A 21788-nucleotide genomic window follows, 5' to 3' on the forward strand; every position below is an offset into this window, starting at 1 on the left:
CCCGGTCTACGGATAACCGTCCAGGCTCAAAGGCATCAGTGAGGGGAATACCCAGGCAAAATCGTGCGCTACATACACCAGTGGCCTGTAAGGTGCTACAAACGTTTCGTAAGCCGTACTCCGGTAAACGGGTCTCATCGCTTCCAGCAGATTGGCCGGCCAAAATCCGTATCTCGAATCGGCATGCCCCGTAGCCGGGCCCTTAAAAAAAGGCCATTCCTGCGGATGCCGGTTGTAATACAGAAGATAGTCCAGGGCCTTGTTTACCGAAGCCCCGTCTTTTTCCAGGAAAAAGAGGTTTTCCCCGGTATGGTTATAGATCACCCACATGGACGCGGTCAGGGGCGCCAGGGAAAAATGTGTGTACCAAATACCGTTTTTCTCCCTTTTTACCTCTTCTACCAGGTGTCCGTCCGTAGCTATTTTTTCGAAGAGGTCACTTTTAATGAGGCGTATATTTTCTTCGAAATCGGCAGTATCTTCCAGATATACATCAGCCAGCAAAGAGGCGAAGCGCGACCAGTCTCCCGAATTGTTATTCCGGAAACGGATACTGTTTGCCGCATCGCGGAATACATGCCTGGTCCACCATTCAAACTGCTGCTGGTCTTCCGCGTTCCATTCCTCATAATCTTTCAGGAGATTTGCCGCAAACAGCAATGCGGTCCCCGAATAGGACATGACCAGGGACCCGTCCATTTCCGAGTACCTCTTATTTACCGTAGCCCAGCCCTTAAGAAAATACAGGGCCCGGTCCGCATACCTGCTTTGCCCCGTCAAGGCCCATACCAGGGCACAACTGTAGGCCCCGATAGCATCGGTCTGTAACCCCAGCGACAATCTCCTGTGATTTTCCTTGTCCTGGTAAAACCCCGGCACGGCAAAATCTTCTACCGCATGGTGGGACGTCCCGAAAGCGGCATCTGCTTTTTCCGTCAATATGCCAAATGCGGCGGTAAAAGGTGCTTTATCTTGCTCTAACTGTCGTTTTACAAAGTCGATCTGCGCTTTCGGGTGCATGGCCGAGGTACCGGGAATACGATCACCGGTACAGGCCGAGACAAGAACTATGATTATGGCGGCAATGCACAAGGATTGAAATCGAAATAGGTTCATGCTTTGTTTTTTTAACGTGAATACTGTTTAAGATATGTATCCATAATCTCATTTCAACAATTTTAAAAATATAAAGATCGTCTCCCGGCAGGTTTGCGTTTGCCTTTGAGGGTATGCGGCCTGCCTCTGGAAGATTGCCTCACCCTGTTTATGGCAGGGTTCGCAAATACGCTTTTCCGTTACGGCTCCGGGAAATACCCAAATCATCACGAATACGTCATCTGTTTATCAGGCATCTGCCCCACTATTTCACCTCCACCTCTATGAGTTTCGTCCATCCGTCACCCGTGATATCATCATTGACGGCAATTGCTATACCGGGTTGGTTTTCCTTTGACGTATCTACAATAGCTACGGCCCAGGTATAATGTCCTGCCGGTACGTCGATATTGGCCTTAAAGTCATAGGATACGGGGGCGTCTTTCAACCATTCGGAAGGGTCGCTATCCGCATCGACCCAGATTTTTTGCACCTGGTCATCGGCATCCAGGAGTGCAAAAGCGACCTTGTATTTATACTTCCATTGCGGAATGTTATTGGGACAATATCCCCATCCCGTATTTCTCCAGCGATGTGTAATCACGGTTTCGTCACCGGAGGCGATTTCTTCGGGCAGGTAAACCCTATCGGGGTAGAGGCGGTATCCTCCTTCGGAAATAAAGCGCTGTACCAGGGGAAAACTCTTCTCGAACCACGATGCCGTTTCTCCTACCCGAAAGTCCATCATATTCACACACGCCTCTGCCGAAGCATCGAATTCGCCCTGACGGACATCTTCCGGGTGTCCTTCCCGGTATTTTCCGCTCGGATCGGTCCAGTACCGGTGCGTCCCTGTAGTAATCCAGCCTCCCTCCATAATAACGGGGCGCTTGTAATTCCAGGTCCTGGCAAATTGCTTTTCCCAATCGGCATAATAATCGGTCATACCAAAAGCATCCTGCCGGAGTCCGTATCCCTTATTGATGGCATCGACCAGGAGCCTGTCACTGTTTTCGTTGGGTGCTCCCCAACTTTCGGGATGCCCGATCAACCGGTGGTAATTAATCACCAAAGGCACTTCCGAAAAACACCTTACATACAAATCGGTAACCCAGGTAAACACCTCTTCCTTGAGGCGTTCGGTACGTTCTGCAGTAGCAGTGGCAGGATCTTCATAGATCACGTTATGCGCTTCTCCCCATTTGCCCAGGCCATAGGCATCGATAAAAGCGGTACGCTCCGGGTCATTGAACCGTTCGCCCAGGGCTTCGATAAACCGGGTATAATAATCCTGAAAAACAGGGTCCTGAGGGAGTGGGGTAATACGTGTGGGGAATGCCTCGTTCTCTACATAATATGCCGCCCCCGCATCGAAGACAAACTGCGGGGTGTTCATGCCCTGGTCGCGTCCGTCCACTACGATACGAAATGCTATCGGGAGACCACGGTCTTCCGCCCCCCGGATCAATTGCCCGATACGGGAGTCGGGATCATTCCAGGCATAAACACCTTCCTGCGGGTTCAGGGATGCCCAGCTGGTACGGATATAACAAGCCGAGGCATAATCGATAGCTTTTACATTTTTGCCCAAATCCGGCACATAATATTCGGTATCCCAGTAAGACTCATCGGCTGTACGCCCGGCATACATCACCCATCCGTTCAGAGGGTTTCGCAACACGGAATTCCTGTTATACAAGGGTTTTACCAGGGTATTATCGCCCCGATATGTCTCGTCTTCCGTCTCATTGTCCCTGGCAGCGCAGCCAAACAACTGCAGGCATACCAGTACGGTTAAGACATGTTTAGTCATCGTTCTGTAACTTGGTGTTCTCATGGTTTAAAGGTTTACAGGCCATGACGCCATTACAAAATCTGTCATGGTCCCGGGTTGAATATTGTTTTAGCGTATTTAAGCCGTTGTTTAAGGACCGTCCCCCGAAAAACACGATCGTTATGCATCCGGACAAGCCTTTACAAAAATGCTTTCAGGGCTACGGTACGGAACTGCTACCGTTTTTGAGCTACAATGGTTTTGTTCCTGAGGTCGAGCACGACCATATTGGTTCCCGAAGGAATGGTGTAATACGAATTGCGTTGTCCTCTCGAAGCGCTTCCGTACAGGTCGGCCGCTTTGTCCGGTATAAGCGACTGTTCCTGTCCTTCTGTTTCGGATTTGGGCGGGCAGCTAAACGCATAGGCCAGGTTCTTATTGTTATCGGAACCTCCGTAAACTATAAATTTTGTTTTACCCGTTACACCCCCGGTATATACGAGTACCTGCGGGTCTGCAAGGCTCACGGCAACATTACAGGGTATCGGCGTGCCCCAGCCGTTTACAGCGCCGTGCATCCACAGATCGGTAATGGTTGTCGTCACGGCTTCCCCTGCATCTGTAGTCCAGTCCACACTAAGGGGTTCAAGGGCCTTTTCCGGCGAATATATCGTTACTTCCGCTTTTTGCATATCCACGACAATACGGTATTCCCCGGGAGTATCTATCTTCCATGAAACCGGAGATTCTCTCATTTTTACATCTACCGCTTCGCCATCGTGTAAAGTATCGTCTCCGTCTGCAGGAGCTATATAATTCGTTTCTCCCTCGAAAGCTACCGGAATCTGCAACGTCCCGCCCTGCAGATCCAGGAGGTATGCAAACGTGTTCGGGTTTTCCAGGGTCCTGCTCATCTCCACCGGGGCGGTATCCCCCAGGGCGGTTCCGCTCAGAAATACCGTATCCGCATCAAAAACTATAGTACGGACAGGCTCTACATCCACCTTAACCGTACGGACTTCAGGCGCTTCGAAAGCAGGTCCGCCTTCCCACTGAGCTATGACACGGAATTCCAGCGTAAATGGCGTATTTACCGGAATACTCCATTTCTCATTCGCCCAGTTTTGCAACTGTTCGGAGGTAAAACTCCGTTGGTATATTCCTTCGTCTTCATAATTGAATATGGCTGTGGAAGCTCCGAAATTATTCCCTACTACATCCAGTTTTGTCGTATAGGACACCATATAGTCATCGTCTTCCAACGACCTGGCTTCGGTCCATGTAAAAGTCACGATGTCTGCAGTAAGATGATCGGCATCGAGTGCAACAGCTTCGGAAGACACCGAAAGTTCCAGAAATTCTTCTGTTTTGTCTATATCTTGGATGCCCTGATCGCAGGCACCCAGCCCGAGGACAAGGCCCCATAACGGCACTAATAAGGTATATCGAAATGGTATTGTTTTCATTTGTATTAGTATTTGCAGGCTATTGTCGTTGTACGCACCGCAGGTGTGCTGACACGGCCCCGGGTTTTCATAATATTTTGCTATCGTTGAGGTCTGACACCCCGTATATCCGTGATTTCTCCGGATGTTTTTTGCACCATATCCGGTGTGATGGAGGGCTGGGATTATCAGTTGCCATACCCGTCGTTCTGGGGGAATTCGACATCCTTGTTGGCATTAATTATCGACTGCGGAATAGGCCATAAGGCATGAAAGTCCCGTACTTTATCTCTTAGTGCATCGTTATGCTCCTTTACCCGCTCTACCAGTTTGTGCGTACGTACCAGTGTAAAACGGCGGCTTTCCTCTCCGACGAGTTCCCGGATACGCTCATCGAGCAGAAAATCCATGTTCATTTCACCTGTATTGATTACGGATGCCCCGGAGCGCCGTCGTACCTCGTTTACGGCTTCGGCGGCTTTAGAGGGGTTATCCTGCCCCAGGTAAGCTTCAGCGAGCAACAGGTAGGTTTCTGCCAGTCGGAACTTCATACGGTCTTTGTAACTCCCTGTCAGACTCAGGTTTTCTTCCCTGCCGTAGAAAAATTTGGTCAGGGCCGGGAACAGGGTATTGGCAGACAGCCAGGTCTGATCGGTAATATTGGCCTTCTTACCGTATAAGGAAGGTTCCCCGGAATTGTTATAGTACCAGTTTCGCTTTATGTTATAATTGGAATTCCGGATATCGGCATCATCAAAAATCCCTTCAATATCCCCGGAAGCATTGGTGCCGTCCGTACCTACCCACCATTTCATCGGGACAATCTGGGCCAGCCCCCTGCCTCCGAGGGTATCGGCCAGTACAAAACCGGTGATGTTCTGATATTTCGGATTCCATGCTCTACGGGTCCAATCGTCCGAATTGGTCCCTCCTCCTATCGTATTGAATTCGAATTGCAGCACCCAGATACTCTCCCTGTTTCCGCTCTTTCTGTTCTGGTTATTTTCTACGAAAAGATCGCTGAACGGGTCCCCCGGTTCATCTTTTTTCACTCCGAAACGTGTTTTCATCAACTCGAAATATCCGCTGTTGATCACTTCGAGGGCTGCTTCCCCTGCCAGGGCATAATTTTCCTGTAGCAGGTACATTTCGCTCAGCAGGTGATAAGCGGCCCACCTGGTCAGTCTTCCGGGCTTGAAACCTTCACTGTCCGGATTCTCCGGAAGGTGCTCTGCGGAAAATTGCAGATCTTCGATAACATGCCCGAGTACCTCCTCCCTGGGGGTACGGGTAAAGTTGAGCTGAAAATCGTAAAGTATCGTCTCTACATAAGGGACATCGCCATAGAGGTACATCAGCGTTCTATAGGCATAAGCCCGGAAAAAACGGGCCTCAGCCTGAAAAAGTTCTTTGTCCGAAGGCTGGTCCCAGTTGGTGTTTTTTTCGGAAAAAAGCAGGATTTCATTAGCCGAAGCGATCAGGCTGTAGGCCCAGTTCCAGTACGTCCCTACAAATCTTTCTTCCGGGGTCAGCGTGAGATTGGCGAATGCCGTTAGCGAGGCATCCCCATAACCCAGGGATACAATATCCGTAGCCACCTGCAGCGCCTCGTACGGACAGGCCCCGTTGTGAATGTACGCTCCGCCTTCGCCATAGGTATTATACTCCGAACGGGTCAGTGCGTAGAGCCCGCTGACACCTACTTCAAATCCGTACGTGCTGGTAAAGGTATTGGTCGGCGACAGTTCCGATTTAAAATCTTCATCGAGAAAGTCCTGGCATGCCGTGACCATCAGGGTACACAGCAACAATACGCCTGCTTTTAAGTATGTATTCATCTTCATATCGGTTTTGGTTTAGAAAGTTAGATTGAGCCCGAGCATATACGATCGTGCCGTAGGGTAGGAAGCCATCCAGCTGTTGTCGTAATTCAGTACCTGCCTGATGTTCGAGAAGGTATGTGCATTGTTTACACTGATATTGACATCGACAGCACTCAGGCCCAGCTTTTTTGCCAGGTCGGGCCCCATCGTATAGCCGAAGGTGATGTTTTTTACCTGTACATAAGAGACCTTTTTATAAAAACCATGCCCGAAAGTATTCACATATCCAGGTGAAACGATATCGGCATCCGGGTTTTCCGGCGTCCAGTAATCGGCCCCGTGCACGTAATTGGTAATTCCGAAAGTCCAGGCACCCATATTGGCCATGTGGTCGTCCCGCCAGACACCAAATACCCCGTTGAGCAGAAAAGAGGAGTAAAAGTTCTTATAGCTGAACCTGTTACCCATGGACATTCTGAAATCCGGCATTCTCGACCCTATGACCTTCCTGTCGTCTGTATTGATATACCCGTTTCCGTCCACATCTTCGAGCCGGGCCGAACCGGGGGCAGCCCCGGTCTGGATTTCTCTCTGGTTACCGTCAGGATCGGTGTAGAAATACGTATCGCCCTGTTGCCACAACCCGGTCATGTTATAATCGTAGTACACGCGAAGGGGCTTTCCGATAAACCAGTTATTCCCGATGTCATCGGTATTATCTCCCCGGAGCTGTACAATCTTATCCCTGTTGAGCGAGAAATTCAGGTCGGTCGTCCAGTGGAAATCCCCGGCATTGATATTCATGGTATGCAGAGCAATTTCGATCCCCTTATTCCGGGTCTGCCCGATGTTATCCCATATCCGGCTATAGCCGTTCATGATAGGTACGGTACGTATCATCAGCAGGTCGTGTGTATTGGACAGGTACATTTCTACCGTTCCGCCCAGCCTGTTATTAAAAAACTGGAAGTCCAGACCGATATTGGTCGTATAGGTTGTCTCCCATTTCAGATTGGGGTTCCCGATACCGTCACCGGCCAGGTAGGCCGTATTAACGGCAGTTCCCCCGTCTCCCCAGATATATTTGACATCCGAATGGAGCCGGTCCAGGGTCCGATAGGCCGTTATCGCCTGGTTACCGTTGGCACCGTAGGAAACCCTGAGCTTAAGCATATCCACCCAGGTGGCATGATCCCTGATAAAACTTTCGTCTCCGATTTGCCAGGCCAGGGCAGCAGAAGGGAAAAAAGCATACTTATTGTTTTCCCCGAACACAGACGACCCGTCGGTACGCGCGGTTACCGTGGCCATATACTTGCCCTTATAGGCATAATTAAGCCGCAGCATATACGACAACAGTGCGGTTTCCGACAGTCCGGACGATATTTTCTGGTTGCGCTCGGCAGTATCCATCATGTGATAACCGGAATCATCGGTTATAAACCCTTCTCCGCTCTGGGAACTGCTTATCCTCTTGGTTTGCTGCATACTGAACAACCCGGTGGCATCCAGGCTGTGATCGTCCGTTTTTAATTCGTACCGGAGCAGGTTTTCCCAGGTGTAATCGGTATAGTGACTGTTGGAGATACTGGCTCTTCCCCCGATAAGCCCGGCCTGTTCCCGTCCTGCAAACGTATCACGGCCATAATATATTCCCGAAAATCCACTGCGGTAATTGTAGCCGTAGTTGGTACGAAAAGACAATCCTTTTACCGGCAAAAGCATATTGGCATAAGCGCTGAGAAAAAAGTTACGGCTGGTCACATCCTGATCTGCATTGACATTGATCATCGGGTTTGTAATCAGGGAGTACTCCATGGGTTCCGTAATATAATATCCCGATTCGTCCTTGTATTTCCCGTAAGGGCTTTGTTTGATGGCATGTTCGATATTCGGTGTAACACCACCGGTCTCTTTCTGTATAAACTGACTTCCTATACCTACGGTAAGCCAGTCGTTAAATACCTGATCTATATTTGTGGAGATATTGGTCCGGGTCAGCTTCGAATTGTAAACCACCCCGTCCTGGTCCAGGTGAGAAATAGCTGCAAGATACTTCGTCGACGGTGTACCTCCCGAAACGCTCACCTGGTGATCCATGGTATATCCGGTCTGGAACACGTAATCCTGCCAATCGTGTGTAATACCCCTGGCATAATTCTCGCGTTCGCTCACGCTGATAATGTCTCCCGCTACAGGATCGAGCTGGTCTCCGGAATATCCCTGTCTCAGCCGGCCGATATCCTGCTTGAGCTTTATGTACTCATTAGGCCCCATTACTTCGATACGCTGCATCGGTTCGGCCAGACCAAACTGGGTCCGGTAATTTACCCGGGGCTTTCCTTCGAGTCCCCTTTTGGTTTGTATAAGGATAACCCCGTTAGATCCGCGTGCCCCGTAGATCGCTACTGCCGAAGCATCTTTTAAGACCGAAAGATTATCGATGATATTGGGATCCAGATCCGAGAGCGATCCGCTATACGGAATTCCGTCCAGTACAATAAGCGGATCGTTATTGGCCGACAGGGAGTTCTGTCCGCGGATAAGAATGCTCTGGTCCTGCCCGGGAGCAGCATTGGACGTCGTAATGTTCAGCCCCGCAACCTGGCCCGCAAGACGGTCCATCAGGTTGGTGCTGGAAACCATATTCAGCTTTTCCTTTCCTACCACAGAGAGCCCCCCGGTAAGATCCTTCTTCCGCACTTTTCCGTACCCGACCACGACAACTTCTTCGAGCGACATGTCTCCTGCCATGATAACATCCATAACCCCCGAAGACGCTACGGTGACTTCCTTGGGCGTATACCCGATATAGGTAAAGATCAGGGTGGCCCCCACAGGTGCCTGCAATTCGTAATTTCCGTCAAAATCGGTAACTGTCCCGGTATTGGTGTCTTTTATCCGGACATTGACCCCGAGCAACGGTTCGCCGTTCTCATCTATAACGTTACCCGTGATCTTTATCGGGTCCTGTTGCCCGTACAGCTGAAATACGGAAAGCAACAACAAAACGGAAAGCATAAAACCGATTTTCGGCTTTACATGATTTTTTTTCAACATACAAGTATCGTTTTACAATTTGTGGTTTGGTAATGGTCAACAACATACTTTTCGGGATGTCCGTTCCGGCCTGCACACCTTTTGCAGATGCTTCCGGTAATGATGCCGATTAAGGGTTAAACAAATCGCTCAGCCGGCAGGGACGGACAATCGTCGTATGGCTGTTTCAAAAGTAGAGGAAGGGTTTTGTTCCGTTGGTCCCGGTTTGTACGGAAATGGTTCGATTCTGTACGTAAGGTGTAAAATTTTGACAATCAGGCAAAAAAAACAGGTGTTTATAGCCTATTTCTGAATTCGGAAGGGGTTAAATTGTATTGTTTCTTAAAACAGGTGCTGAAGTATTTCGGGTTTTTGAACCCTGTCATATAGGATATCTCCGCAATGGTTACATCGGATTTTTCCAGTAAGCGGGCCGCACGTTTAAGGCGGATATCCATGATAAACTCTTTGATGGACATCCCCAGTATATCGTTCATTTTCTGGTACAGTAAGGTACGCCCGATTCCCATATCCGCCACAAAGGACTCGACGTTATAATCTGCGGTACTCATATTTTTCTCGATATGCTCCATAGCCGTTTTCAACAGCTTTTCGTCTGTAGATGATATGGTAACCTCGGAAGGCTCTGCAATATATTTTCTGCTGTAACGCTCTTTGAGCCTATGCTGATCCGCAATGAGACTGCCTACCTGTTTGAGCAGGTAATCCATATCGAAGGGTTTGTTTATAAAGACATTGGCACCACTTTCGAGCGCCCTGATCTTATTTTCGGTATTTCCGCCAAGGGCCGACAAGACCACGATCGGGATATGGCTGGTCCTGATATTATCGCGAAGTTTCCGGCAAACATCAAACCCGTCCGCTTCGGGCATCATCAGATCCGTGATCACCACCTGGGGAAATATCTTTTCTGCCCTGCTTATGCCCTCCTGTCCGTTCACTGCGGTATAGACATTGTAATACCGCGATAAGCGCTGCCTCATATAATCGCGAAGCCCCTTGTCGTCTTCAATAACCACTATACTATACGCCTTACGCCGCTGTTCATCGGGCCACCGGGGTTCTTCCTGCCGGTTTATAATATGCCCGATCTCCGAAATCGTATGTTCGTAAGCAGGACTCCCGGAACTCATGCCTTCCACGCCCCTCTCCAATGGCAGCACTACGGTAAAAGTCACCTGCGAATGTGCAGAATCCAGACAGATTTTACCTCCGAGATGATTCACCAGTTCGCGTACTATCGCCAAACCGAGCCCCGTTCCTTTTTCAAAAGCAGGCTGTTCCTGGAGCAACCGGTTATAAGATTCGAAAATAACGTCTTTTTTATCGTCAGGAATCTCTGTTCCGCTATTGGTTACGGCAAAAGCCATATAAGCACTATCTGCCTTCTCCGGAAGGCCCATACCGGAAAGTTCATCCGGCGACACCCAACGCATCGCTACCTTTACATACCCGTTTCGGATGTTGTAGTTTATAGCATTGGAAAACAGGTTGGTGAAAATTTTTTCTATGATGTCGTGATCGAACCGGGTGTAAAAACCCGTAATCCCGGTTGAAACCGTGGTTTCGATATCCCTTTGTTCCGCATACACACCAAATAAAGAAAAAATGTCTTTGACAAACCGGACTATGTCTCCCGGTTGTTCGTTACTCGTTATTTTCTGACTTTCGATCTCCCGGAACTGTAACAGCTGGCTTATCATGTTCTGAATACGGTTTACATTTTTTTCGATAAGCATCACGTAAGCATTGGCTTGCGCAGCCTGCTGACCGGATAGAAGCGTCTTTAATTGCTTTAACGGGTCTATCACCAGGGTAAGCGGCGTTTTCAGATCGTGGGAAATATGGGTGAAAAAATTAATCCGTGCCTGTGTCAGCATCTTCATGTTTTGCTCCTTCAACTGTTCTATACGGAGCCGGTGGGCAAATATCTTTTTGTTTGTAAAATATCTCCAGGTTATATATACGATGCCCAGTAAAAGTAAGGAATAGATCAGATAGGCCCACCCCGAAGCAAAGGGAGAAGGGGTGATCCTGAAAGACAGCGTAGAAATATCATCACCCCAAAGGCCATCGTTGTTTGCGGCTTTTACTTCGAATTGATACGTACCTGCGGGAAGGTTAAAAAACTGTACGGATTTCTGTCCCTCCGGTAAAGAATACCATTGCTCCGAAAGACCGAGCATCCGGTAGGCATACCGGTTTTTATCGGCCTGCAAATAGCTGTTGGATGACATCCTCACCTCGATGTTAGATTGTTTGTGAGTCAGTACGATCCGGCGGTCCTTTTCCGTCGGGCCGGTCCATGTGGATATATCCTGTTTCAGCAGGGATCCTTTGTCCCCGGGAACTATTTTTTCGTTATTGATCAGCAATCCGGTAAAAAAGACCCGCGGTTTCTGAAGATTCTGCTTCATCTTTCCGGGAGTAAACATGATAAAACCGTCGGTTCCCCCGAAAAGCATTTCTCCGCCGGAGGTCTTAAAACAGGATCGTACATAAAATGCACCGCATAGCCTGGAGTTGTCGATGGCAGAAGCGCGGATCTCGCCGGTATTATCCTCATAATAATACAGCCCGCTATTGGTGCTCATCCAGATGTCGTGCGTTTCCGTATCTTCCAAGATACCGAAAACGGTTTTCCCCGGAAGGCCCTCTGCCGCCCCGTAATTCATATAGCGCCCGTCCCTGTAGAGACGGTTAACCCCGCCACCGTGAGTACCGAACCAGACGGTCGAATCCGAAGCGATGTAATAAGAGCAAAGGTTATTTACGGGATATGGTGCCTGGTCTATATAATAGTGTTTTTTAATTGCGAGAGTATTTACATTCACAACATATAAACCTTCATAGGTCATCAGCCATAGTTCGTTGCCCGCACCACGAAACAGCGTCTCGATCTTCATCGGAACCTTATTCCCGGAATCATCGGTAACGGCAACCTCCGTGACCTTCCCGGTCCCCAGATCCTTATATAACAACTCGGCATCGGGATTGGTCATCCAGATACCGGCATCTTTTTCCCGGGCAAAATCATAGACACTCAACGGTTCTGAAGTTTCGGGGCGGTACACCTGCAGATCGCTGAAATGCTCCCCGTTACGGTCGAGTTGCTGCAGGCCACCGTTAAACGTAGAAACGCGGAGAATCTCCTGCTCTTTATCGTAATGCAGGTTTTTGACCAGGTTAAAATTCAGCCCCGAATGATTCTCCTGTGTATAATACGAAAACCGGTCGGTACCCCGGTCCCAGTAATTCAGGCCGCCTCCTTCCGTTCCTATCCACAAATTTCCCTTTTCATCTTCTTCGAAACAGCTTACAATAGGATGATTCAGTCCGCCCGGAGTAGCCTTAAAATAATTGACATCGTTATCCGAAAAGGTCATATACGCCAGTTTGCCCCCGTAAGTGCCTATCCACACTCCCCCGTCCGGGTCCGGGTATATACTCCATACAGAATTATTGGGCAGGGAATAAGGATAGTGAAGATTGGAACGGAGCAGGCGGACCTCTCCCGTAGCGTGATCGACAAGAAAAAGCCCCGATTGCGTCGCGATCCATACCATACCGGCCGTATCATAATAAAGGCCCTTGGCACGGGTGGTTTTGCCATCTGCCGACTCCAGCCTGAAATGAGCGGTTATTTCTCCCTTGTCATCACATACATAAAGACCGTCCAGTGCAGTAAGTATGTATTTCGATGTTCCGACAACCAAAACGTCCCGGATTTCCGAAAGCGGATTCTCCACATGGGTATATGGTGTATAATGCCCCCGATCCAGACGGTACAGCGTATTTCCCGAAGCAGCATACACTCCCTCGGGCGTATCCATCAATGCGGACGGCGTAGCTCCGCCGGATAAAGGATGTTTCCTTAAACCAGACAACTCACCGGGGCCGAAAGATTCGATCTCCTGATCCCTGATCAACCAGACCGTACCATCTTCTGCCGTTGTGACCGTTCCGATATTTCCCTGCAGGACGAGTTCGAACCTCAAGGTCTCATAGTCAAAACGCAGTAGCCCCCGATTCGTAGCCACGTATAAGGCCCCCGAGCTGTCGGTGACTACCCGCCCGTACGTCCAGTAAGACATGGGAGAATGACAGGTCGCCAGGTCATTCATCTGCGTGTAGGTGTTGCCGTCATATACGAATAGGGCATCGTACCCGCTAAACCAGATCCGCCCTATGCGATCTTTGGCAATGCTGTGTATTCCTCCGTAATAGGAAGTTTCGGGCATGCTGTAAAAACGGTAGTCGGGGAGCTGTATCGCATGACCGGTTCCGGAGCATAAAACAAAAAACACAAGAAGTAAAACAAATCTCATCGATCAAACATTACTATCTGCCCGTTGCGAACTTAATAAAAAAAGGAGTGCTCACATTTGTTTTTCGTCAAGGTTTCACAAAAAATATTAATATTTCATCATAAAAAAACAGCATAAACCGATCCATTCGTACAAAATAAATAAAAAAATATACTATGGTGTAATCTTCTTCATACAGGCTTCGGGATTAGGGCACTGCTCCGTAAGTTCGATAAAAGGATATCCGTCCTCAGCAGTGTTTAGAAAAGATGCATACCCTCCTCTAAAAAAACAGGAGTAGATAGTACCTGTCTTTTAACAATTCCCGAAGTTTCCTAAAGGCATTTCTTTTGATTGTTTTTACGGTATTCTCTGTAATTCCGAGTCTTTCTGCAATCTCAGGATTTTTTATGCCCTCCAGTGTCATATCCACGATCTCGGCCTGCCTGGCAGGAAGACTTGCCACGGCCAGCCGGACATGGTGAAATATTTCCTGATCCAGAATATTCTCTTTGAGAAAAGATGCCCCTTCCACCGATAGCAATACAGACTCATCCGTTATTTTCCTGTTTCTTTTCAAGACCGTTAGACAACGGTTCCTGACCGCGATATACAAAAAACTTTTAACACTCCGGATATGATCAAACTTTCCACGCTGTTCCCAATATCTGATAAAGGCTTCCTGGGCAATATCCTCACTCAAATCTGAAGATCCAACGTATTTTTTGGCAAAAGAGCACAGTATGGGATAGAAATCATCAAAGAATGCCTTGAATGATTCCTGATCTCCCTTTTTGATATCCGGAATTAAGCTTTTCAATAGTGCAGTAACGAATTAGAAAGGGTAAATATAAAAAAAGAACGGAAGTATCCTCCTATACCCCATAATTTACATGTCATAATGGAGTTTACGGAACATTTTTAAAATATTTATGTTAAAATCACAAAGAAAGATACTACCAAATCCTTATTGCGCAGTTATATGGTAAAAACTCCGGAAATCTCCGGCGATGCCATATACACAATAGCAAAAACAATGAATATTTCCAAACAGTATTACCATATTTCCCGTCTCATAGCCCGTGTAATCATCGGTCAATCCGATGAGAACGAAAAGAAGGCCGTACAGCGATGGGTAGAAACGTCTCCCGAAAACAGAAAAATTTACGATAATATTCGAAAAGCCACATGGTACGGAAATAAGAAACAAGCTCATGGCGAATTCGATCCCGAAAAGGCCTGGTTAAGAATAAAACCGCAGATCAATACCTATCCAAAAGTTCTTCCGGTAAACAAACAAATGTACAGGTATATCGCCGTAGCAGCTGTAATACTCGTTCTCGCAGGTTTTATGCTCAAAACCACATGGAGTGGCCTGATACCTTTTTCCGGTGAGGAACAACCGGTGATAGTCCGAAATAGTATTGTTCCAGGACAGCATACTGCAGTGTTGACGCTATCCACCGGGACAGAGCTGACCCTTTCCGGGTCTGATACAAAGACCATTCCGAATGCTACGACCAACGGCAAAGAACTCATATACACGAAAAAACCAGGAGATGAAAACACAACGGCATTCCATACGCTGACGGTCCCCAGGGGCGGACAATATGCCATGACACTATCCGATGGTTCCAGGATTTGGCTGAACTCGGAATCAAAAATCAGTTATCCTGTAACTTTCGAAGAAGGAAAACCCAGAATAGTGCGCTTTATCTACGGCGAGGCTTATTTCGAAATATCTCCGGCATCCGCACATCAGGGTGCTGCATTTACGGTACATCACGAGCTGCAGGAAATTGAGGTATTGGGTACTCAGTTTGACATAAAAGCTTTCCTTGACGAAGCCACTGTTTACACAACCCTGGTAGAAGGATCTGTAAAAATAGCTTCCGGAGAAGATTCCCGCGTGATGCGTCCGGGCGAACAAGCTGTTCTCCAAAGCGCAGACAACCGTATCAGGCTTAATACCGTAGACACTTCCCGGGAAGTGTCCTGGAAAAACGGATATTTCACTTTTAAGGATAAAAGTCTTGCCGAAATCATGAAAGTACTTTCCAGATGGTACGACATGGATGTTATTTTCCAGAACCCCTCACTCAAAAAGCAAAAATTTAACGGAACCATTCATAAAAAACAGTCCATAGAAGAGGTCATGGATATCATCAAACAGGGCTTCGATACCTATGAAATACACGAAAAAACGCTAATTATCCGATGAGATAATATTCCTGTAGCAGAAACAAAGAGTATCATCAACGTATTGTCTAACCATACTTCAAATGAAATGAATACTACATACACCTAACCAAAAAGCATGAAAAAAGGGAACAAAGGTCAAATCTCGTCAAAAATTCACGCCTTTATTCCCGTGCATCGTCAGAAAGAAAATAATACTAACTAACAACCCTGTAAATTTATGAAAACTAACGCTAACTCAGGTAACAATCATTACCTGATAAGGCATTTGCATTTCGTTATGAAATTGATTGCTTTATTATTTTGTACAACGGTATTCAGCATGGTTCCTATAGAGCTGGGTGCACAAAATACCAGTATAAGAATTGACCACAATCGAACTATTTCCATAGATGAATTGTTCGACATTATTACCCGGCAGACAGATTACTCCTTTATTTATGAGTCGGAAATGTTCCGGGATTCCCCCAGGGTCGAATTAAAAAAAGGGACGGTAACTATAGGTTCGCTCATTCGTAAAAGTTTGTCTGCTCAAAATTTCGATATCATCTTCACGACAAATAATACCATTATTATCAAGGAGAAAACCGTACCGCAACAAATCAAGGTTTCAGGTAGAGTATCCGACAAGAACGGATTGCCTGTTCCCGGTGCTACGGTGCTTATTAAGGGTACTTTTATGGGAACATCTACCGATTTGGACGGACATTACGAAATCGTGGTTTCCGATACCAGAAATGTCCTGGTCTACTCATCGCTTGGTTACACGACACAAGAGGTTACGGTAGGTCATCAAAGCACCATAGACGTCAGCCTGAAGGAAGAAATCAACGAACTCGATGAAATGGTACTGATCGGTTACGGAAAAACGTCAAAACGATTGGCTACGGGAAACGTATCCACTATCACTTCGGAAGACATCGCCAGGCAGCCGGTAACCAATGTCTTGGAAGCATTACAGGGAAAAGTTCCCGGCATGTTCATTGCACAAAGCAACGGGTTGCCGGGGAGTAAACCAAACGTATCCATACGCGGACAGGTATCTATAGCCAGCGGAGAACAACCTTTATATATTATAGATGGGGTTCCTTTCAACGCCTCTCCCGTAAACCCTGTCACCGGTTACGGATCTGCAGCCGGGCCCATAGACCCGCTAAACTCTATTAATCCGAATGATATTGCAAGTATAACAGTACTCAAGGACGCCGATGCCACTGCAATATACGGATCCAGGGGTGCCAATGGAGTTATACTCATAAAAACCAAAAAATCCAGGGGAAAGGGTCACCGCCTGGATGTAAACACCTATACCGGTATGGGCAAAATTACCAATACGGTATCTACACTATCACTCTCCCAGTACTTAAACATCAGACAGGAAGCCTTTGCCAATGACGGGATAACGCCCACCTCTAATAATGCTCCCGACCTGATGGATTGGGATCGGAACAACAACACGGATTTCCAAAAGGAATTTCTTGAAAATACGGCTCAGAAAACCGAAGTATCCGCCTCGTTTTCAGGAGGAAGTGATCGTGTCAGTTATATCTTTTCCAATACTTTCCATGAAGAGACAACGGTATTTCCCGGTAGTCTCGGATACCGGCGCCTCTCTTCACATTTAGGCGTTGAAAGTACTTCCTCGGATAATAAGTTCAGGATTAGTGTCAGTGCCTTTTATACCAAGGAAGACAACAACCAGAGCGCAGCAGATCTAACGAGAATCGTGTATCATTTACCTCCAAATTATCCGCTATACAACACCGATGGCTCACTATATTGGATACCTAATTCCGACCTGAGCAATCCCATGTCCTATCTCATGCAAAAGTCGATATTCAAATCGACAAACCTGCTGGCCAATACTACAATCAGTTACAAAATTACGCCCGATCTTACCGTTACTGCAAACCTGGGCTATAACAAGATATCACAAACCAGTAATATACAAATCCCTTTGTCTTCGGTGGAACCCGGGACAGCAGACAGTTCTACCTCCCTGTTTGCCTCTAATTATGTAGAAACTTTCAATGTAGAGCCACAACTGGATTACGTCCGGTATTTCCGATCCGGTAAATTATCGATCATGCTGGGCGGAAGTTTTCAGGCATCCGATTACGTTCAGCCTTTCGATGTAAGAGCCACCGGGTACACGGTGGATAAGCTGCTGGGAAGCCTCGCAGCAGCAGGAGAAATCACTTCCTACACCAACAATTTCCGCGAGTATAACTTTGCTTCTGTATTCGGACGCATCAACTACGTCCACCAAAACCGCTACCTTCTTACCCTCACCGCACGCCGCGACGGCTCTACACGTTTCGGAGAAAATAAGCGATGGGGTAATTTTGGCTCGGTAGGAGCCGGATGGATTTTCAGCAATGAAACCTGGTTCAGCAATAAATTACCCTGGCTGAGTCATGGAAAACTAAGGGGCAGCTACGGTAGTGTCGGTAACGACCAGATATCCGACTATGGTTACCTGGACTCTTATGGCAACTGGTACTACAAATACAATGATGCCGTAATCATACCACAACGTATCGCTAACCGGAATTATGGTTGGGAAACAACCCGTAAAACAGAAGTTTCCCTGGAAACCGGTTTTTTTAAAGACCGGATATTCCTGACATCCTCCTGGTTCCGAAACCGTACTGACAACCAGCTCATCAATGCTCCGCTACCTGCCCAGACCGGTTTCGATTCCTTCCAGGCCAATCTCCCCGCACTGGTGGAAAGCAAGGGCATGGAATTCGAACTTACCTCCATGAACATCCAAAACGACAATTTTTCATGGAACAGTGCGTTCAACATCACGATACCCCGCAACCGCCTGATATCATTTCCAGGGCTTGAAAACACTGTCTACAGGGGAATATTCATAGAAGGCAAACCCATAAGAAATCTCAGCGGATATATTTTTACCGGCCTTGTCAACGGTGTCGTTACCGTAGAAGATGTAAACAACGATGGAGAGATTACCTCAGGGCTTACAGAAACCCTGGGAGGTGATTATAAATTACTGGACCGAAGCACCCCCGATTTTTACGGCGGATTTAGCAACAGCCTGACATATAAAAATCTACGACTGGATATCTTGTTGCAGTTTGTGCGGCAAATGAAAAACGGAATACGGGAAAACAGCAATATTCCCGGAACAATATCTAACTTCAACAGAGATATCCTCAACGAAGGATTCCGCTATTCCCAGGATACCGGAAGTGATGCTTACATCGCCTACAACAACCAGTATATCTATTCCAACGGGATCCTCTCCGATGCTTCCTTCATCCGGTTGAAAAACGTATCCCTCTCCTATCAATTCCCCGCTTCCCTGCTGAAATCAACGGTTATAAAAAGTGCAGGAATAGCACTGAGGGGGCAGAACCTTTTAACCCTCACCCGTTACGACGGTTATGATCCGGAAACAGGCCCCCTGTCCCTGCCTCCACTGAAAATGCTGACCGTGGGAATCAATTGTTCTTTCTAAAAAAATGAAAAAAATGAAAAGACATAGCAATATATATATCTTGTTTATAGTGGTAATTATGACTTTTATAAGTTGTGAGGATCTTATCGAAATCGACACTCCACACAACCAGCTGGTCACAGATAACGTTTTTAAGGATACGACAACCATACATGCAGCTGTCCTGGGTATGTATGCCAAAATGGCTAATCCCGATGGCACACAGGGAGGTCTGGGAACTAATGCTACAATGTTCAATGGCATGTCTGCCGATGAAATTCATCATTTCTACTCCTTCCTGTACGGAGAATTTGTGACGAACAGCCTGTTACCCGACAATATTTACGTCGATAATTACTGGGGTTTTATTTACAACAATGTTTATACCGCCAATGCCCTCATTGAAGGGCTCGCTCGAGACGTCTACCCAACCCGAAACATACATCGCACCCCTGATTGGCGAAGCCAAGTTTATCCGGGCTATGTGCTATTTTTACCTGGTCAACAGTTTCGGAGATGTACCTCTGGTGCTCGAAACCAATCCGGCGATAACCGCTGAACTCCCCCGTGCAGATACGGAGGTGGTATATACACAGATCAAAACAGATTTGCTGGAAGCTATCGCAGTACTTCCCGAAGACTTCCGGTCGTACGGAGGAGAGAAGATCAGGGCAACTACCGGGGCGGCACAAGCACTACTGGCGAGAGTTTACCTTTACATGAAAGATTGGGAAAATGCCGAAATTACGGCCTCCGAAATTCTACGGAAAACCGACCTGTACCACCTGGAACCCGATCCTGGCAAAGTTTTTCTGGCTAACAGTCAGGAAGGTATTCTGCAATTTGTACCAGCCTTCAGTTCTTCGATATGGATGGCATCTGCTTTCTACCCTTCGGCAGCTCCCAATTTTGTTCTCAATGACGGGCTTACTGCCGCTTTTGAGGAGGGAGATTACCGCAGATTCGCCTGGACTATCGACTATAATACCCAAGGAGATATCTACCCACATTCTGCCAAATATAAGCGTACCTTTTCCAACCCCTCAGCAATAGAGTACAACCAGGTGTTCCGGGTAGCAGAACAATACCTGATCCGGGCTGAGGCAAGAGCACAGCAGAACAATTTTGATGAAGCCACCGAAGATATCAACAAGATCAGGCGGCGTGCCAATTTGGACGATCTGCGGAATCTCAATACAAAAGAAGCACTTATTGCTGCCATCGAGCAGGAAAAAAGGATAGAGTTCTTTTGCGAATGGGGTCACCGCTGGTTCGATCTCAAACGCTGGCCGGGACGAATCGACCCATCTGTATCCCGTGCCGATGAAATCCTGTCCGAATACAAAGGAGATAACTGGCAAACTACCGATCAGTTATTTCCGATCCCACAAGCCAGCAGAACTACAAACCCTAACCTGTCCCAAAACCCGGGCTACACCAATTAAATCTGTAAAAATATCATATGAAAAAACAATTTTGTTTGCTTTGGCTTCTATGTTTTGTCACATCGGCCATAGCTCAGGAAAATAATTATAAGATCAAAGGACATCTTACCGGAGACGATGTCCCTATGAAAGTATTGCTGTATTACCGGGACGGAAACCGTAAGGTTGCAGACTCTGTCATGGCAGAAAAAAACAGGTTTGTCTTTACCGGAAAACTCGATCATCCTACCCAGGCCGCTATATCTGTTCAATACCATTATCCTTCCGACAAGGAAAAGGATAGTATCATCAGCGAAGGAGTGAATTTTATGCTCGACCTCGGTACCACAACAATCCAAGGCACTTCCGTGCAAACAGCAGAAATAAAAGGCAGCAAAGCACAGGAAGATTTTAAGGCCTATCGGAGTATTGTGGATTCTGTTGGAAATGTGGTCTACAAAATATGGAAGAGACAACAGGAAGAACTCCCGGAAGATTCTACCGCCGCTTTTAAGCGATTGTTATATGCCAGGAGCAAAATAATCAGAAGCATAACACAGCATTATGTAAAAACCCATCCCAAATCCGGATTTTCCTTCTGGATACTGCAATCCAATACCGTATTGATCAACGATTTGGAATATGTCGAATCCCTTATGGAAATCTTGAAACCTGAATTCGGGAATTTTCCCCGTTTTAAAGAACTTGAAGAAAAAATTGTTCTTACACGAAGACTGGCTATCGGAGAAAAGGCGACGGATTTCTCCCAGATTAACGATCAAGGTGTTGAGGTATCGCTTTCAGATCTGAGAGGAAAATATGTACTGATCGATTTCTGGGCAAGCTGGTGCGGCCCATGCCGGGCCGAATATCCCTATCTGAAACGGGTGTATAAAAAATACGGGCACAAGAATTTTGAGATCCTGGGGGTTTCCCTCGATGATAAAGAATCCGTCTGGAGAAATGCCATTACTTCCAATGGCTTCGAATGGATACAGCTTGCCGACTTAAAAGGACGTCACAATGCCGTAGCAATAGCGTATGGTATTTCGGCCATCCCTCAGAACTTCCTTATCGACCCTCAGGGAATAATCATTGCCAAAAACCTCAGAGGAGAAGAACTGGAGGAAAAACTGTCGGAAATCATCGACTAAAATATATGTACTATCTGGCAGATCAGATCCACGTTTCACAA

General features: G+C 47.1%; 12 protein-coding genes. 5 read left to right on the forward strand and 7 right to left on the reverse strand.

Annotated elements, in window-relative coordinates:
- Positions 1-6: 6 nt before the first annotated feature.
- The 7 genes from BT112_RS15525 to BT112_RS15555 form a co-directional block, all read right to left on the reverse strand.
- A complete protein-coding gene (locus BT112_RS15525; RefSeq protein WP_083564958.1) occupies positions 7-1116 on the reverse strand; it encodes an alginate lyase family protein in 1110 nt (369 codons plus the stop codon).
- 244 nt (positions 1117-1360) lie between these two features.
- Positions 1361-2932 carry a DUF4832 domain-containing protein gene (locus tag BT112_RS15530; RefSeq protein WP_072318304.1) on the reverse strand — a complete coding sequence of 524 codons (1572 nt, stop codon included), beginning with the start codon at positions 2930-2932 and terminating at the stop codon, positions 1361-1363.
- Positions 2933-3105: 173 nt separating this feature from the next.
- A complete protein-coding gene (locus BT112_RS15535; protein WP_072318305.1) occupies positions 3106-4335 on the reverse strand; it encodes a SusE domain-containing protein in 1230 nt (409 codons plus the stop codon).
- A gap of 167 nt (positions 4336-4502) precedes the next feature.
- Positions 4503-6152, reverse strand: coding sequence for a RagB/SusD family nutrient uptake outer membrane protein (locus tag BT112_RS15540; protein ID WP_175545807.1), 1650 nt, complete (start codon positions 6150-6152; stop codon positions 4503-4505).
- A gap of 18 nt (positions 6153-6170) precedes the next feature.
- Positions 6171-9197, reverse strand: coding sequence for a SusC/RagA family TonB-linked outer membrane protein (locus tag BT112_RS15545; RefSeq protein ID WP_072318307.1), 3027 nt, complete (start codon positions 9195-9197; stop codon positions 6171-6173).
- A 275-nt stretch (positions 9198-9472) separates the two neighbouring features.
- Positions 9473-13525 carry a hybrid sensor histidine kinase/response regulator transcription factor gene (locus tag BT112_RS15550; RefSeq protein ID WP_217652402.1) on the reverse strand — a complete coding sequence of 1351 codons (4053 nt, stop codon included), beginning with the start codon at positions 13523-13525 and terminating at the stop codon, positions 9473-9475.
- A 262-nt stretch (positions 13526-13787) separates the two neighbouring features.
- Positions 13788-14324 (reverse strand): RNA polymerase sigma factor, encoded by a 537-nt coding sequence (locus BT112_RS15555; RefSeq protein WP_072318308.1) that lies wholly within the window; start codon positions 14322-14324, stop codon positions 13788-13790.
- A gap of 216 nt (positions 14325-14540) precedes the next feature.
- On the opposite strand from BT112_RS15555, the gene BT112_RS15560 reads away from it, so the two are divergent.
- The 5 genes from BT112_RS15560 (at position 14541) to BT112_RS15575 (ending at position 21747) form a co-directional block, all read left to right on the forward strand.
- The gene (locus BT112_RS15560) at positions 14541-15725 is read left to right on the forward strand and encodes a FecR family protein (RefSeq protein ID WP_175545808.1); all 1185 of its coding nucleotides are present in this window, start codon (positions 14541-14543) and stop codon (positions 15723-15725) included.
- 300 nt (positions 15726-16025) lie between these two features.
- On the forward strand, positions 16026-19190 hold the full coding sequence (locus BT112_RS15565) for a SusC/RagA family TonB-linked outer membrane protein (protein WP_175545809.1): 3165 nt from the start codon (positions 16026-16028) through the stop codon (positions 19188-19190).
- A gap of 13 nt (positions 19191-19203) precedes the next feature.
- Positions 19204-19728, forward strand: a complete 525-nt coding sequence (locus BT112_RS22080; protein WP_245777053.1) for a hypothetical protein — start codon at positions 19204-19206, stop codon at positions 19726-19728.
- Positions 19652-20614, forward strand: coding sequence for a RagB/SusD family nutrient uptake outer membrane protein (locus BT112_RS15570; RefSeq protein WP_245777054.1), 963 nt, complete (start codon positions 19652-19654; stop codon positions 20612-20614). The genes BT112_RS22080 and BT112_RS15570 overlap by 77 nt, the downstream gene beginning before the upstream one ends.
- A 35-nt stretch (positions 20615-20649) precedes the next feature.
- Complete coding sequence (locus BT112_RS15575; RefSeq protein ID WP_175545810.1) at positions 20650-21747, forward strand: TlpA disulfide reductase family protein; 1098 nt, start codon at positions 20650-20652, stop codon at positions 21745-21747.
- Positions 21748-21788 lie beyond the last annotated feature (41 nt).

This window comes from Sinomicrobium oceani, assembly GCF_900119185.1.
Taxonomy (GTDB): Bacteria; Bacteroidota; Bacteroidia; order Flavobacteriales; family Flavobacteriaceae; genus Sinomicrobium; species Sinomicrobium oceani.